Source organism: Rhizobium sp. 10PS4, assembly GCF_032464805.1.
Taxonomy (GTDB): Bacteria; Pseudomonadota; Alphaproteobacteria; order Rhizobiales; family Rhizobiaceae; genus Rhizobium; species Rhizobium laguerreae.
Window position 1 is genome coordinate 400,135 of sequence record NZ_JAWDIW010000002.1, and the last position, 14,602, is coordinate 414,736.

The following is a 14,602-nucleotide window of genomic DNA, read 5'->3' on the forward strand; positions in this document are numbered from 1 at the left end:
GGAAGTCCCATGAAATACATCGACCACATTGCCGATCCGTCGCGTTCCTGCGCCATCGTCGCCCATCGCGGCGCCTGGCATCAGGCTCCGGAGAACAGCCTTGCCGCAATCGAGAATGCGATTGCCGGCGGCTATGACATCGTCGAGGTGGATATCCGCCAGAGCGCCGATGGCGTGCTGTTCATCCTGCATGACGACACGCTCGAGCGCATGGCCGGCATCGATCGCATCCCCGAGGAGATGACGATCGCCGAGATCACCAGCCTGCGGCTGCGCATGGCCGATGGCGGGCCGGACCAGCCGTTCACGACGCAGACGGTTCCGACGCTGGAACAGGTGCTCGAAACCGTACGTGGCCGCATCTTCGTCGATCTCGACCTCAAGGACCTCGAGATGATTGATATCGTCGCGGCCAAGGTCAAAGAGATGGGCATGGCCGACCAGGTCGATCTCAAGGCTCGCGCCGATACGCCGGAGGCGCTGGCCTGGCTCGCCAGGCAGCCCGGGATCGACGGCATTCCGTTCATGGGCCAGGCGTTTTTCAGGGTCGGGAGCGCCGAAGAGACAGCCAAGGCAGTCATCGCGGCGCGCCCCTTCATGTGCGAAGCCAAGTTCGATGAGCTTGAGACGCTGGCCGGCCAGCACGAACGTCTGCGCAACGCCGGGATCTCCCTCTGGGTCAACACACTCGATCCGGTCTCCTGCTGCGGCCTGACCGATAGTGCGGCCCTTGAAGATCCCGATGCGATCTGGGGTCGGATGATGGCGGCCGGCATCAGCGTCATCCAGACCGACCAGCCCGCCGCGCTTAAGGCCTATATCGAGGCGCGCCGCGCATGAGGGACGTGTCGGACGACATATTCTTCGCCGTGATGGAGGATATGCGCCGGGCGGCGGAGGCGGAAATCCTGCCCCGCTTCCTCGGCGTCACCGCCGAGGGTATTCGCACCAAGACCGCGCCTGACGATCTGGTGACCGATGCCGATATCGGTGCCGAGCGGCGGCTCACCGAAGCGCTGTCGGCGCACTTTCCCGAGGCGCTGCTGGTCGGCGAGGAAGCGGTCTCCGCCGATCTGTCGATTCTGACGCGGCTTGCCGACGCCGATCTCGCCGTTATCATCGATCCTGTCGACGGCACCTGGAATTTCGCCCATGGCCTGCCGCTGTTCGGCATGATCGTGGCGATCGTCTCTGCCGGCGAGACGGTGGCCGGGCTGATCCACTATCCCGTGACCGGCGATTTCCTCGCCGCCCGGCCGGGGCGAGGGGTGTGGCATATTGCCCGTGATGGCACGCAGACCCGGCTCAGCGTCGCGCCACCGGGGCCGATCGGGGAAATGCACGGCTTCGTGCCGCTGCATATGTTTCCCGCCGAGGAGCAGTCGGTCTATGCTCAGAGCATGCTGCACTTTGCCCGCACCACCACGTGGCGCTGCTCGGCCTATGAATACCGGGCGGTGGCAACAGGCGCTATGAGCTTTTCGCTGAACGCCGAGCTCAAACCCTGGGACCACGCCGCCGGCGTGCTGATCCATCACGAAGCCGGCGGCTATGGGGCATTGCTCAGCGGCGAAGCCTATCGTCCTGCGATGACCAAGGGCCGGCTGCTACTGGCGCCGGATGCGGAGAGTTGGGAGGCGATCCGGCGGGGTTTTGTCGAGGGGTGATAGCGGTTGTGGTTCGGCAGGACGCTCTGGCGCGCCGCGGCTTGCGACGCGCCATTCCGGCCATGCAGTTTCCAGCATTCGGCGTGCTGTTCCTAGTGTGCCGACGCGATCTCAGGCGAAACGCCATCCCAATCTCCGTCATTCCTGTGCTTGTCACAGGAATCCAGCCACGGCGTGTCCACGCCGTGAGGGACTCTCATATGACGAAGCCCTTCTCCCGCGCTCAAGGACTTGAGCGCACTGGATTCCTGTGACGAGCACAGGAATGACGGAGGAGAGGTCCTCGATGGCCGATGCGGCGATCAATATGTGAACTCAAGCCAAAGGCGAGGCAATTGCCGTAAGTGCAGGGAAATGAGCCGGATTTTCTGTCGGCAGTATTGAGATCCGCCGCGGCGATCAGGACTTCACCTGGCCCCCGACAGGCGCTAAAAATGAAACATGCGCTACACATTCGCCATAGGTGATATCCACGGCTGTATCGATCCGCTGAAAAGGATGATCGATCGGATCGAGGCTTATGCGTCTGAAGGGACGGTCGTCTTCGTTGGCGATTACATCGATCGCGGGCCTGACAGCAAAGGTGTCCTCGACCGGATCATTGCCGGTCCATCGGAGCCGTGGAGATGGATCTGCCTGAAAGGCAATCATGAGGATATGATGGTCGCTGCCTATGCCGACGGTCAGAGCAGAGCCGTGTGGCTTGGCAACGGCGGGCTGGAGACCGAAATATCCTATGGTGGCAGGGTTTTGCCGCAGCATCTGCAATGGGCGACCGATCGTCCGCTCATGCATGTCGATCGGCATCGCATCTTCGTCCATGCCGGCGTCGATCCGGCATTTCCGTTGGACCGGCAGAGCCAGGACGATCTTCTATGGATGCGGTTCGTGGCCGGTGAGCCAGGCGAATATTGGGGCAAGCACCTCGTCCACGGCCATACCCCATCGATGTCCAATCCCATGACGACAGGAAACCGCACCAACATCGACAGCGGCTGCGTCTTCGGCGGCAAGCTTTCCTGTGCGGTCTTCGACGACGATGTTGCCGGCGGGCCGATCGACTTTATCGAGGTGAGGGCGTGAACTCGGTCGTGTCGGTAAGGGTATAAAGCCGGAGATGGCGGGTGGAGCATTGCGGAGTGGGGAGGCCTATCGCCCCGCCATGACTCGTCAGCAGAAAGTTTGGCGAGACGCCACCCCAATCTCCGTCATTCCTGTGCTTGTCACAGGAATCCAGCCACGGCGCGTCGGCGCCGTGAATGACTCTCAGAAGGAAGTCGTTCTCCCGCGCCCAAGGACTTGGGCGCACTGGATTCCTGTGACGGGCACAGGAATGACGGAGGAGAGATGTGGCGGCGCTTGGGACCATCACCGCCCACTCAGACCCGCCAGCCGGCGGCGAGCCGTAGCCAGGGCGCCAGGTGGAAGCCGCTCATCAGCAGATACATCGGCACCATTCCGCCCATCGCGAAGGTATCCGGCGTCGTCGTGCAGATCATGTCGGCGCTGCCGATCGTGGCTGTCAGCAGCGCCATGACCCCGAATGTCGGGGCGGCGGCGAGCGACAGCCAGTTGGCGCTGTGGGCGGCGATCCGGCCGCCCGTGTTAGCGATGCCACTGCTCGGCTTGGCAACTGATCCGTCTGCTGAGGCGGCCAGCGAGAGCCATTCGGCGGCGTTGAGTGTGGCGTTGCCGTCGGCTCCCTTTGGAGTGTGGGCGGAGAGCAGCATCGGCGTCACTCCTTGCCGTACCGGTCGTGGTGGCGCCACCAGATGCCGGTTTCGTTGCGGCCCTTCGGTGCGCGGTCGAGCCATTGGTACACGCCCCAGAGCCCGTCCAGCCCGCGCGCATAGCTGGAATAGCTATGGTAGACGGCGCCGTCGATAAGCTCGAAGGCGCTGACGCCCGGCCGGTCGCGGGTATAGGTGGGGACATCGGTGCCGGTCATGGCAGCGATCTGGGTGATCGGGGCCTCGCTGTCGCGCGGCTGCCATTCCTGGACAGTCCTGCCTGGGAGCGGTTCGGGAGCGGGCGGTTCGCGGCCGTAATTATAGTCTACCTCGCCCTGGTGCTGCTGCTCGGCAGAGAACCAGACGCTGAAATCGCCGTTGAAGTCGCTGCCGAAGGAGGAGGCCCAGGGAAAGCTCCAGTCCATCCGCTGCTTGAACGCTTCGAGCTTTGCGAGCGGCGCCCGCGAGACCGCCCAAAAGGCGACGTCGTGGTTCTCCAGGTGAACGAAGAAGCCGTTGAAACCGTCAGCGATCGAGGAGCAGGAGGGGCATCCCGCGGTATAATCCGGCCCGAACATGAAGTGATATACGAGAAGCTGCGAGCGCCCGCCGAAGAGGTCTTTCAGCGAGATGCTGCCGGCGTCGGTGTCGAAGCGGTATTGCTTGTCGATCGTGACACGCGGCAATTGCTGGCGCTTGATCGCCAGCGCGTCGCTCTGCCGGGTCAGCGCCTTCTCCTCTTCGAGCAAATCGAGGCGAGCCGCCAGCCATTGCTGCCGTGTTGCGTTCAGCTCTGTCGTCATGGGTCTTCTCCTTTGCCTGTCTCTCGTCGTAGCATCCGGCGCAGGCTTGCTTGCCGGTCGACGACAAATCTAAGGCCGGGTGGGGAAATGGTGGGAGTGACAAGTGTGACGGGATTTGAATGGACTCGCTGATCACGGCAGCGGCGCGGGCGCTGGCAGTGGGAGATGCGCTCGGCGCGCTGAAGCGGGTGGCGCTGCGCGACGATGCGCCGGCGCTGGCGCTGCGCGGCATTGCGATGGCGCAGCTCGGCGATCTCGTCCGTGCCAAGGCGCTATTGAAGAGTGCGGCGCGTGCTTTCGGCCCGCGGGAGGCGGTGGCGCGAGCCCGCTGCGTGGTCGCCGAGGCCGAGATCGCGCTGGTCTCGCGCGATCTCACCTGGCCGCCCAAAGCGCTGGAGGCGGCGCGCAAGGTGCTCGAAGCACATGGCGACAGGATCAACGCTGCCCATGCCAGGAATGTCGAGCTTCGCCGGCTGGTGCTGATCGGCCGGCTCGACGAGGCCGAGCGGGCGCTCGAAACACTCGACCCGACGCCGCTGCCGCCGGCGGCAAGGGCTGCCCACGAGCTAGTGGTGGCGGGTATCGCGATCCGGCGCCTGCAGACGAAAGCGGCGCGTGCGGCGCTTGATAGGGCGAGGCAGGCGGCGCGCGAGGCCGGTATGCCCGTATTGACGGCGGAGGTAGAAAATGCCGCCGACGTACTCAACGCACCCGTGGCACGGCTGATCTCGCGCTGGCGGGAAAGCCCGCTGCGGCTTGAGGAGGTGGAAGAATTGCTAGGCTCGGGTGCGCTCGTCGTCGATGCCTGCCGCCATGTCGTGCGAGACGATCAGCTTTCCGTGTCGCTGGCAACGCGGCCGGTGCTCTTTGCGCTCGCTCGAGCGCTCGCCGAAGCCTCGCCGGGGGACATGGCCAGGGGCACGCTCGTCGCGCGCGCCTTCCGCGGGAAACATGCCGATGAATCGCATCGTGCCCGGCTGCGCGTCGAGATCGGCCGGTTGCGCGCCGAGCTGCGGGCGCTCGCCGAGGTTTCGGCGACGAAACGCGGTTTTGCGCTTTCGCCGCGGCGAGCCGGCGAGACCGTCGTGCTGGCGCCGCTGGTCGAAGGCCAGCATGGGGCGGTGCTCGCCTTTCTCGCTGATGGCGAGGCGTGGTCGAGCTCGGCGCTGGCGATCGCGCTCGGCGCCAGCCCGCGCACCGTGCAGCGGGCGCTGGATTCGCTTGCCGGGGAGGCCAAAGTGCAATCCTTCGGGCGTGGACGGGCGCGGCGCTGGATGAGCCCGCCGCTGCCCGGTTTCCCGACGATCTTGTTACTCCCGGGACCTTTGCCAAGCGACTAGTATGGCCTGACCGATGAAGATGGCCCTACGGGCGAACAGGATGGAAGAGATGAAAAAATCGGCTGCGACGATCATTCGTGAATATGGACCTTTTCCCGGCGCCGAGCGCGTCAACGGCGTCACCTTCGACGGTGAGCATGTCTGGTTCGCCTCGGGCGACAGGCTGAACGCGCTCGATCCCGCAAGCGGCGAGGTGGTGCGCTCGATCGAGGTTGCGTCCCATGCCGGAACGGCTTTCGACGGCACGTTTCTCTATCAGATCGCCGAGGATGTCATTCATAAGATCGACCCGAAGACCGGACGTATCCTTTCCACCATCCCGGCGCCCGGCAATGGCGGCGATTCCGGCCTTGCCTGGGCCGAGGGCTCGCTCTGGGTCGGCCAGCACCGCGGCCGCAGGATCCATCAGATCGACCCGGAGACGGGCAAGATCCTCCGCACCATCGAATCCAACCGCGTCGTGACAGGCGTCACCTGGGTCGATGGCCAGCTCTGGCACGGTACCTGGGAGGGCGATGACAGCGACGTCAGGCGCATCGACCCCGAAACCGGCGAAGTGCTGGAGCGGCTGGAGATGCCCGAGGGAACCGGCGTTTCCGGCCTCGAATCCGACGGCGCCGACTGCTTCTTTTGCGGTGGCGGCGCCAGCGGCAAGGTCCGCGCGATCAGCCGGCCGGCGCAGGGCAAGGAGGGGAAGGGGAAGTAGCCGCGATGCGACGTTGAAGAGGCCAATGCAGCATATCCTTCCCCAGCGACAGGCGGCCTGCCAGCAAGTCGGAAGTCGACATCAAGGATCAGGTTGCGGGAATTTCAACCGAGTGAGCGATTGAATTCGTTACGTGACGATCTACTTTGGCGGCAGTGTCAGTCGATGCCTGTAGGCAAAGCCGGTATGATCGCGGGGGAGAGACTTTGAAACATCTGCGCACGACGCTCGGGCCCAAGAGCAAATCCGAACTTGGGATGATCCTGCCGCACGAGCATGTCTTCGTCGACCTCAGGACGCCGGACCAGCCCGGTTATGCTGAAGCAGAGATCGAAGACGTCGTTCGGCTGATGGCCCCTGAGATCGAACGGATCAAGAAGCTCGGTGTGACGGCATTGGTCGAATGCTCGACGGGCGGCGTCGGGCGCCGCGCGGATATCGATCTTGCCGTGTCGCTCGCGACGGATTTTCCGATCGTCGTTCCCACCGGCAATTACCGCGAGCCCTGGATTCCCGAATGGGTTCGCCATGCTTCCGAGAAGGAACTGGAGGCGTGGATGCTTGCCGAGCTGACCGAGCAGATCGGCGAGACCGGCTTCCAGGCGGGCTGGATCAAGCTCAGCGCCGGCGATGACGGCATGACGGCGCTCGAGACGAAAATCCTGCGCGCAGCCGCGCGCGCGGCGGCGCAGACGGACGCCGTCATCGGCAGTCATACGATCAGAGGACGGGTCGTCATGGATCAGCTAGACGTCATCGAGGCGGAGGGCTACCGGGCCGACAGGTTCATCTCGATCCACACGCAGGAAGAACAGGATTTCGCCGTTAATGTCGCCGTCGCCGAGCGCGGCGCCTGGATCGAGTATGACCATGTCGGCCGGGCCGGGGACAACGAGGTGGCGGAGCTGGTGATCAAGGCGCTGGAGGCGGGCTGCGGCGACCGCCTGTTGCTGAGCCATGACCGGGGCTGGTTCGATCCGGCGCTGCCGATGGGCGGGATACCCAAGCCTTACACCCATCTTTCCACGGTCTTGCTGCCCGAGTTGAAACGGCGGGGCATCGATGACGGGACCCTGATGCGCCTGACCCATGAGAATCCGTTTGAGGCTTTCGCCCGATAGGGGAGTGGCCGGGCACGACCCAATATCTCAATCCCCAATTGGCTTGTCTCTGTTACTAGACGCACATCGATCTTTCGACATGTTCGTCGATGGCGGAAATGATCTCTTCCCAATCTCCGGGATGAAGTTCGTGGCCGCCACCTTCGATCTTCACGAACTTCGCATCTGTCACAGTCCGCGCGAGCGTCTCTCCGTGCATCGGCGGAAAGACCGGATCGGCGGTGCCGTGAAGGACGAGAAGCGGTACGTTCATCTCGTCGAGCCGGCCCCGCCATGTCTCGCCGATCTCAAAGAGGACGCTGTGGTTGGTGGCGCTCAGATAGCCTCCGGAGCGGTCGAAGTCCCGTTCGAGGAATGCTCGAGTTCCGGCTTCGTCGAATGGACGTGCCGTTCCGGCGGTCAGGCGCGCATCCTCGACCAGGTACGCGACCGCGTCCGCCCGGTCCGACCAGTCCGCTTCCACGGCCGTATGTTCCAGCCAGGCCTCGCCGCTCGGAGGGAAATGGGACGTGTCCACACCGACCGGCGAGGTACTGATCGCCGTTAGGGAAAGCACGCGTTCCGGGCTCTTTAGTGCGGCCACTTGCCCGACCATGCCGCCGAGGGAAAATCCGACGATATGAGCGTTCGGGATTCCGTAGCCGTCGAGTACACGGAAGACGTCATCGACGGCGTCCTCGAAGGTGTAGCCGGGTCGACCGGGCGGATATTTGGTCGAAAGGCCGGAATCGCGCTGGTCGTAGCGGATCACGAAGCGACCCCGTTCGGCGAGCCGACGGCAGAATTCCTCCGGCCACCACAGCATCGACGCCATTCCGCCCATGATCAGAAGTAACGGCGTCTGGTTCGGATTGCCGAAGCTCTGCGTTGCGAGCTCGACCCCGTCAGTGCGGATCATCAGCCCACTCATGCGAGGCCCTCGCGGTGCAGCGCGGCTTGCACCGCAGGCCTTTGTTCGATCCGTGCGATGTATTCGCCTAACGGCTCGGGCAGAGCGAATCCGAGTTGAGCCGCGCCCCACGCGAGTTGGAAAAGATAGGCATCAGCGACCGTGAAGGTCTCTCCGAACAGATAGCCCCGCTCAAGTCGGCCGGCGACGAAGCCGAACCAGTGCACTATTTGCTGACCCGTCGGCTCCCTGACTTCCTCCGGAAGCGATAGGTAGGTGGGAAAGCGCTTGTGAATCTCGGTCGCGATAAAGCTCAGCATCTCGAGTAGGCGGACGCGGCCCAGATGACCCTGCGGTGCCAACTCCGGTGCGCGCTCGGCGATCCAAGCCAGGATGGCAACATTTTCGGTCAGCACCTCTCCATCGTCGAACATAAGGGCGGGCACATAGCCCGTCGGATTGATGTCCATGTATCGGCCGCCCCCTTCAATCTGCTTCGTCTCCAGGTCGACCTTGACCAGGTCGAATTGAATTCCAGCCTCCAGCATGGCGATGTGGTCCGCCAAGCTGGTGAATCCGGGCGCAAAGTAAAGTTTCATCCAACCGCTCCTTTCTTCGTTTCATATGCCCTGGTCCAAGAAGAGGTGGGCAGCGTCAGGCGGTTACCCGATCGCCCGCGTTCAGACGTTCTCTTCATGTCCGCATACTGCGCCTAAGGTGGGGGTGCCGCATCGGGCATATTGAGTAGGACCGCTTTGAAATGCATGTCCGGGGGCAGAAAAATCCAGTCGAACCGACTGAGCGCATCTAGTCGGCGGCACTAACCGTCGGGATCGGGCAGCCTGCTGCCGGTTGTACACATGGGATGATTATGGCTTCATCTCTGCAATCTCGAATTTCAGGTATCGGAGCATTTTGTGTCGACTTTCCGTAAAAGGGCGCGGTTTTCGGGCAGAGCCGCAGAACTCAATTCCATGGAAACCGCTTTCCGAGATGTCTCTGGCGGTCGGCAATGTTGCATTCTTCTCGGGGCAGAAGCAGGTGGCGGAAAAAGCCGGCTGGTCGACGCGTTCGCCGATCGACTCTCAGGCCGGGCCCTGATCCTAAAAGGTGGGTGCATTGAGCACCAGGAATCGGCCTTACCTTACGCGCCTATTACAGCTCTTCTGCATGAATTGGTTCGCCTGCGCGGCCAGTCCGCAGTCGGATCGCTTGTCAGCGGCGAGGGTGCCCGAGAACTGGCGTGGCTTCTTCCCGAACTCGGCGAAACCTCCGAGCGATTTGATGCGGGCATCGCAAGGTCACGGCTGTTCGAGACACTTCGAATGTTGTTCGAGGAATTGGCGCGAGAGATGCCGCTCGTCCTGGTCATCGAGGACATCCACTGGGCCGATCAGGGAACCTGCGATTTGCTTCGCTTTCTTTCGACGCGGCTGAAGAAAATACGGCTCATGCTGATCGTCACCTATCGACCCGAGGAGGCGAACGGCCCCAACGCATTGCGGACAACCATCGTGGACCTCTCTCTTTCCGAGGGTTCTGAAGTGCTGAAACTTCCTCGCCTCACCCGCGCGGAGATCGCCATGCAGCTCCAGGGCCTGCTCGGATCGCCGCCAACGCCTGCTACAATTAACAGCGTGTATTTGCGGGGCTGCGGAATCCCGCTGTTTACCGAGGCACTTATCGATGCGAGCGGAAGCTTGCGCACAGATGTTCCAGGCTCGCTCAACGATTACCTGCTGAGAGGCGTGAGAGACCTGCCGGCATCCACGGCCAAGTTGTTGAAAGTGATGGCGCTCGGCGGACCGCATATTACCCATTCGCTACTTCGCAACGTGGCGAACAAACATGACCTCGAACTCGCAGAGTTGTTGCGCCCCGCGATTTCGGCGGGGGTCGTCGCGGCCGATCGTGATGGATATGCGTTCCGCCACGCACTCATCCAGGACGCTGTGCGGGGCGACCTGATCGCCGGCGAAAAGGTGGCCATCCATCGCTTCTATGCCGACGTGCTCGAACGCGGACCGGTTCCAAGCTACCGGATTTGGCATTCCGTAGCGCTCGCGCGTCATCTGCACGGCGCCGGCCAAGCAGAACGTTGCCTAAAATGGGCCTGGCATGCTGCGGCGGAAGCCGCTGCCACTTTCGCCTATGTAGACCAGATGGAGATGCTGAAGCTCGTGTTAGCGGCGTGGCCCGAGGTCGAAGATGCGACTGGATTGATCGGCGTGGACCATTGCAAGGTGTTGGAACTCGCTGCTGACGCCGCCTGCTGGGCAGCGGAGGCGGAGCAGGGGCTCGCCTTTGTCGAACGCGCGCTCGCCGAACTGGATGCCGACGGCGACGGCGAACAATTGGCGGCGCTTCTTCTGCAGCGCGCGGTAATGCGTCAGCACGCGCTTCTTCCAGGCGAGATCGCAGACCTTGAGCGCGCGCTCGATCATGCAGTCCGTCCCACAAGGTTGCGCGCTGATGCCCTCGGACAGTTTTCCCGTGCGCTGATTTTACGGGGAGAGTTCGATCGCGCCAGGTGCTTGGGCGAGGAACTGAGGGATTTGGCGGAGAGGCTCGACGATGAGGAATACCGTATCGAGGCCCTGATCATTGCGGCGTCGCTGGACATGACGCCGAACGTGTCTCGCATCGATGCCCATCGGACCGTCGCAATGCGGGCGGAGCAGGTGTCCATAGGCCGAGTCGAGATTCTTGCGGGCGCAGCACTGCTGCAGGCGCTGCTCGACGCAGGAGAATATGGTCAGATCATTGAGATCGGACCGGCGATTTTTGCGCGGACGGTCGAACTCGGGCAGGCACGGTATATAGGAGCACTGGTCGGTTCGCCCCTTTGCCGCGCCTTCTTGGTCTTGGGCCATGTCTCCGCAGCCACTGAGACATGCGAACGGATGGCGGCCCTGGATCCGCTGCCATTGGGGCTTGTTCACGTCTTCGAATGCCAAGCCGAGATCGCCTTGGCATTAGGGGATGCGGATCGAATTGCTGCAGCGGCAAGATCGTTGCGGGCTCTCCCCCCGGGGCCTCAAGTTGCCACCGGTATGGCAGCCAGCCTTCTGAAATTTGACATTGAAAGCTCAGCGTTATCAGGTGACATGGATCAGTCGGCGCTTTTGGTGAGATCTGCTCTGGCTCACCTGGAGAAGCGAGGGGGCGCCTCCTGGCCGCTCCTGGCTTCCGCCATCCGCGTTGCCGTCGATACGAACCAGAGAGACGTTGCTCTGGAACTGGCCGAGCTTGCCGCTCAGGTCCCATGCCGAAATATGGTAGAGCAGACCGAGAGGCTGGCGATTTTGGCTGAGATGTCGCGCGCCACGGTTTCTGATCTCGATGGATGGGCTGCGGTTGCCCAAAGCTGGGCTGGATTGAACCAGCCCTTTCGGCAGGCGTACGCCCTTATGCAGGCAGGTGCCGCCGCAGTGAGCGCCGGCAAGCGGACGAGTGGGGCGCGCCATTTCAGGCGCGGCGCGAAGCTTGCTCATTCGATCGGCGCCTGCCTTTTGGGCAACCAGATTGAAGCCATCGCTGCAAAAGCGCGTATTAGTTTACGAGATGAAGAGGATGAGGGGGCGCCGAAGGCGCCCCTCGGCCTGACAGATCGGGAATTCGAGGTCCTCCGGCTAGTCGCGGCTGGCCAGAGCAATCGGGAGATCGCGAAGAACCTATTCATTTCCTCGAAAACGGCGAGCGTTCATGTGTCCAACATTTTGAGCAAGCTTTCCGTCCCCAGCCGGGGCGCCGCCGCGGCGGTCGCACACCGGCTCAGGATCATCGATCTGGGATAGGGATTGATGGTTTGGATGCACAGTGCGCATACGGATTGGACAAGGAAATTCGGCTGGACCGGAGTGATCAAGCAAAATTGCGTCCTCAGCCGTCGGCTGCCGAGGGCGACGGCCGCTTCGGCTCTGTCGGCTTGCTGGAGCCTTTCCAAAAATCGACGGCGATACCAGGATCTATGAGAAGCCGCGCTCATCGAACAAAAGTGCCATGCTGATCGCATCGATGAACCGGCCATCGATGCACGCCGCACGCCGGACGATACCTTCGTGGGCAAATCCCGTCTTTTCGTAGAGAGCGATAGCACGGGCGTTGTCTTCATAAACATCGAGTTCGACCCGGGCAAAACCGCTTTTCTGTGCGGCTCTCAATGTCGTCTCGATGAGCCGTCGTCCGAGACCCTTGCCCCGATAGGCGGGAAGAATCCCCATTCCTAGCCTTCCGCGATGGGCGTGCGACGGGAAGAAGTGCCGGCTGATGTCGCACCAACCAACGACCTCGCCTTCAGCGGTGGCAACGAATTGCGGATTGCCTTTCGCAATCATGCCCATCACGAACTCACGCGTCTGCGGCAGGGGCGTTGCTTCCAGCATGGACAGGTATTTTTTCTCCCGCGCGACCACGTCGAGCGCATGATGAAAGCTGTCAATATGAACGGCAGCGATCGGCTCGATCCTGATGCCCGGCGTATCCGACAACGCTGCTGCATCCATGCGCTTCTCCTTCAACGATTGCGGAATGCCTATCTGAGACCTGCCGCAGACCGATACGGGAGCGCATAATTCACGCTCCGTCAACCTTTACGTGTCAACTTCCAGGCAGCGGGCGCCATCAAAAGGTTGCAGGTATTGAAGGTCGGGCTCACATCCCACATTACATTCGTCTTGGTGACGCTCACCTGCGCGGCGGCCGTGTTGCTGTGCGGGTTTGCGTGGCTCGCCGCGGTGAAGGTCGATGATCTCTCCTTGCGCCGGCAGGCCGACTTCGTCGGCCACGGATTGGAAGAGCAGATCGCGGCCCTTCCCCGGGAGCAGGAAAGCGTCACCAAATGGGACGATGCCTTCCTTTATGCCAAGCAGCGGAACCATGAATGGCTGCTTGATAATGTAGGCCAGTGGACGAGCCGGTATTTTGGTCACGACAGGACCTATATCTTCGACGATACCAATCGCCTGATGTTTGCGTTTCGCGACGGCGCGGATGCCATGCCGCCCCGGCTCGGTAATGACGACGGCCGAGAAATGACCGCGCTTGCCGCAGAGATGCGCGCCGTTCTCGTCGATCGGTCTGCGAAGCCCGGCACAGAGGCGCTCGGTAAACTGGCTGTGGTTCGCACGATCATGATCGGCAACAGGCCGGCAATTGCCAGCGCACGTCCCATTCTGCCGAGCTCGGCCCGGATGCAGATCGAGGCGGGCCAGGAGTTCATCGCCGTCTCGGTCAAGTTCATCGATGGAAAAGCTGCCGAAAGCATCGCCCATTATGCGCGGCTTGAAGGATTACATTTCGCGCCTTCGAAGGGTGAGGACGAGCGGGCGCAGGTGCCTGTGCCGTCCCATGACGGCGGCACGATCGGCTATCTCGTGTGGCCGCCTATCCTGCCCGGATTTATGCTGCTTAAACAGATTGCGCCGGCGGGGCTCGGCTGCCTGGCGCTGCTAATCGCCGTCGTCTTCTGGCTCGGACGAGGTCTGCATCGCACCTCGTTGACCCTGCTGGACAGCCAGGCGCAGCTCACCCACCACCGCAACCATCTGGAGGAGATGGTGGCCGATCGAACGGCCGAGATCGAAAGGCAGAGAGAGGAGCTGGATCGCCTGCTGGTGCACGAACGCCAGGTGAATGCGCTCCAGCGCCAGTTCGTCGCCATGGCCTCTCACGAGTTTCGCACGCCGCTCGCCATCATCGATGCCGCTGCCCAGCGGCTCTGCCGCTCGATAACCAATGTCAGTGGTGATTACGTTCACGAAAAAGCCGGCGTGATCCGCAGCGCGGTGGTGCGCATGGTCGATCTGATGGAGAGCATCCTCGCCAGCGGCCGGCTCGAAACCGGACAGATCACACTGAAGCGGAGCGAAGGCGATCTGAAAGCGGTACTCGTCACCTGCTGCGACAGACAGCGCCAGCTCAGCCGCTCGCATCTGTTCCATCTCGATCTCAAGCCCATACCTGATGTATTGACATTCGACCGCAGCGCGATGGAACAGGTCTTCACCAATCTGATTTCGAACGCCGTCAAATATTCGCCGAACGCGCCTGATATTCATCTTCGCGCCCGGACCGACGAGAAGACGGTGGAGATTGCCATCTCCGACAGCGGCATCGGCATGGATGCGGAGGATCTGCCGAAGCTGTTCCAGCCCTACTACCGTGCCCGCAGCGCGACGGGCATTGCCGGAACCGGCATCGGCCTCAACGTCGTCAAGCAGGTCGTCGAACTGCATGGCGGTACCGTCGAGGTGACGAGCGACCTCGGCAAAGGCACAACGTTCACCATTCTTCTGCCAATAGCGTTTCTATTGTCGGATCAACAAGTCGCAGCTTAAGGAAGAGT

13 protein-coding genes are annotated in these 14,602 nt (G+C 62.4%); 8 read left to right on the plus strand and 5 right to left on the minus strand.

What is annotated here, in order from left to right; genetic code table 11:
• Positions 1 to 9: 9 nt before the first annotated feature.
• The 3 genes from RWJ89_RS04880 to RWJ89_RS04890 all read left to right on the plus strand — a co-directional run bounded on the left by RWJ89_RS04880 (position 10) and on the right by RWJ89_RS04890 (position 2,750).
• A complete protein-coding gene (locus tag RWJ89_RS04880; protein WP_222420123.1) occupies positions 10 to 840 on the plus strand; it encodes a glycerophosphodiester phosphodiesterase family protein in 831 nt (276 codons plus the stop codon).
• A complete protein-coding gene (locus tag RWJ89_RS04885; RefSeq protein WP_168287143.1) occupies positions 837 to 1,667 on the plus strand; it encodes an inositol monophosphatase family protein in 831 nt (276 codons plus the stop codon). The genes RWJ89_RS04880 and RWJ89_RS04885 overlap by 4 nt, the downstream gene beginning before the upstream one ends.
• Before the next feature lie 441 nt (positions 1,668 to 2,108).
• Positions 2,109 to 2,750 (plus strand): metallophosphoesterase family protein, encoded by a 642-nt coding sequence (locus tag RWJ89_RS04890; RefSeq protein ID WP_131642779.1) that lies wholly within the window; start codon positions 2,109 to 2,111, stop codon positions 2,748 to 2,750.
• Positions 2,751 to 3,046: 296 nt separating this feature from the next.
• On the opposite strand, the gene RWJ89_RS04895 is transcribed toward RWJ89_RS04890, so the two are convergent.
• Together RWJ89_RS04895 and RWJ89_RS04900 are read right to left on the minus strand one after the other, a co-directional pair.
• The gene (locus RWJ89_RS04895) at positions 3,047 to 3,397 is read right to left on the minus strand and encodes a hypothetical protein (protein WP_131642783.1); all 351 of its coding nucleotides are present in this window, start codon (positions 3,395 to 3,397) and stop codon (positions 3,047 to 3,049) included.
• 5 nt (positions 3,398 to 3,402) lie between these two features.
• Positions 3,403 to 4,200, minus strand: a complete 798-nt coding sequence (locus tag RWJ89_RS04900) for a DUF899 domain-containing protein (RefSeq protein WP_316030642.1) — start codon at positions 4,198 to 4,200, stop codon at positions 3,403 to 3,405.
• 119 nt (positions 4,201 to 4,319) lie between these two features.
• Between RWJ89_RS04900 and RWJ89_RS04905 the strand changes: the two genes are divergently transcribed.
• From RWJ89_RS04905 to RWJ89_RS04915, 3 genes are all read left to right on the plus strand, one after another.
• A complete protein-coding gene (locus RWJ89_RS04905; RefSeq protein ID WP_168287140.1) occupies positions 4,320 to 5,540 on the plus strand; it encodes a helix-turn-helix domain-containing protein in 1,221 nt (406 codons plus the stop codon).
• 49 nt (positions 5,541 to 5,589) lie between these two features.
• A complete protein-coding gene (locus RWJ89_RS04910) occupies positions 5,590 to 6,246 on the plus strand; it encodes a Vgb family protein (RefSeq protein WP_065282502.1) in 657 nt (218 codons plus the stop codon).
• A 206-nt stretch (positions 6,247 to 6,452) separates the two neighbouring features.
• A complete protein-coding gene (locus RWJ89_RS04915) occupies positions 6,453 to 7,367 on the plus strand; it encodes a phosphotriesterase family protein (protein ID WP_131642776.1) in 915 nt (304 codons plus the stop codon).
• A gap of 55 nt (positions 7,368 to 7,422) precedes the next feature.
• Here RWJ89_RS04915 and RWJ89_RS04920 read toward each other — a convergent pair whose 3' ends face one another.
• A complete protein-coding gene (locus tag RWJ89_RS04920) occupies positions 7,423 to 8,277 on the minus strand; it encodes an alpha/beta fold hydrolase (protein WP_168287139.1) in 855 nt (284 codons plus the stop codon).
• On the minus strand, positions 8,274 to 8,855 hold the full coding sequence (locus tag RWJ89_RS04925) for a glutathione S-transferase N-terminal domain-containing protein (RefSeq protein WP_131642774.1): 582 nt from the start codon (positions 8,853 to 8,855) through the stop codon (positions 8,274 to 8,276). The genes RWJ89_RS04920 and RWJ89_RS04925 overlap by 4 nt, the downstream gene beginning before the upstream one ends.
• 318 nt (positions 8,856 to 9,173) lie before the next feature.
• Between RWJ89_RS04925 and RWJ89_RS04930 the strand changes: the two genes are divergently transcribed.
• Positions 9,174 to 12,053 carry a helix-turn-helix transcriptional regulator gene (locus RWJ89_RS04930; protein ID WP_168287138.1) on the plus strand — a complete coding sequence of 960 codons (2,880 nt, stop codon included), beginning with the start codon at positions 9,174 to 9,176 and terminating at the stop codon, positions 12,051 to 12,053.
• A gap of 171 nt (positions 12,054 to 12,224) precedes the next feature.
• On the opposite strand, the gene RWJ89_RS04935 is transcribed toward RWJ89_RS04930, so the two are convergent.
• Positions 12,225 to 12,761, minus strand: coding sequence for a GNAT family N-acetyltransferase (locus RWJ89_RS04935; RefSeq protein WP_168287137.1), 537 nt, complete (start codon positions 12,759 to 12,761; stop codon positions 12,225 to 12,227).
• A gap of 135 nt (positions 12,762 to 12,896) precedes the next feature.
• Between RWJ89_RS04935 and RWJ89_RS04940 the strand changes: the two genes are divergently transcribed.
• The gene (locus RWJ89_RS04940; protein ID WP_316030643.1) at positions 12,897 to 14,594 is read left to right on the plus strand and encodes a sensor histidine kinase; all 1,698 of its coding nucleotides are present in this window, start codon (positions 12,897 to 12,899) and stop codon (positions 14,592 to 14,594) included.
• Positions 14,595 to 14,602 lie beyond the last annotated feature (8 nt).

What these genes read in the sequence shown, in the direction of transcription:
- RWJ89_RS04895 (WP_131642783.1), bottom strand. Translation starts at nt 3,397, where the DNA reads ATGCTGCTCTCCGCCCACACTCCAAAGGGAGCCGACGGCAACGCCACA.
- RWJ89_RS04910 (WP_065282502.1), top strand. Translation starts at nt 5,590, where the DNA reads ATGAAAAAATCGGCTGCGACGATCATTCGTGAATATGGACCTTTTCCC.
- RWJ89_RS04880 (WP_222420123.1), top strand. Translation starts at nt 10, where the DNA reads ATGAAATACATCGACCACATTGCCGATCCGTCGCGTTCCTGCGCCATC.
- RWJ89_RS04900 (WP_316030642.1), bottom strand. Translation starts at nt 4,200, where the DNA reads ATGACGACAGAGCTGAACGCAACACGGCAGCAATGGCTGGCGGCTCGC.
- RWJ89_RS04890 (WP_131642779.1), top strand. Translation starts at nt 2,109, where the DNA reads ATGCGCTACACATTCGCCATAGGTGATATCCACGGCTGTATCGATCCG.
- RWJ89_RS04885 (WP_168287143.1), top strand. Translation starts at nt 837, where the DNA reads ATGAGGGACGTGTCGGACGACATATTCTTCGCCGTGATGGAGGATATG.
- RWJ89_RS04925 (WP_131642774.1), bottom strand. Translation starts at nt 8,855, where the DNA reads ATGAAACTTTACTTTGCGCCCGGATTCACCAGCTTGGCGGACCACATC.
- RWJ89_RS04920 (WP_168287139.1), bottom strand. Translation starts at nt 8,277, where the DNA reads ATGAGTGGGCTGATGATCCGCACTGACGGGGTCGAGCTCGCAACGCAG.
- RWJ89_RS04905 (WP_168287140.1), top strand. Translation starts at nt 4,320, where the DNA reads ATGGACTCGCTGATCACGGCAGCGGCGCGGGCGCTGGCAGTGGGAGAT.
- RWJ89_RS04935 (WP_168287137.1), bottom strand. Translation starts at nt 12,761, where the DNA reads ATGGATGCAGCAGCGTTGTCGGATACGCCGGGCATCAGGATCGAGCCG.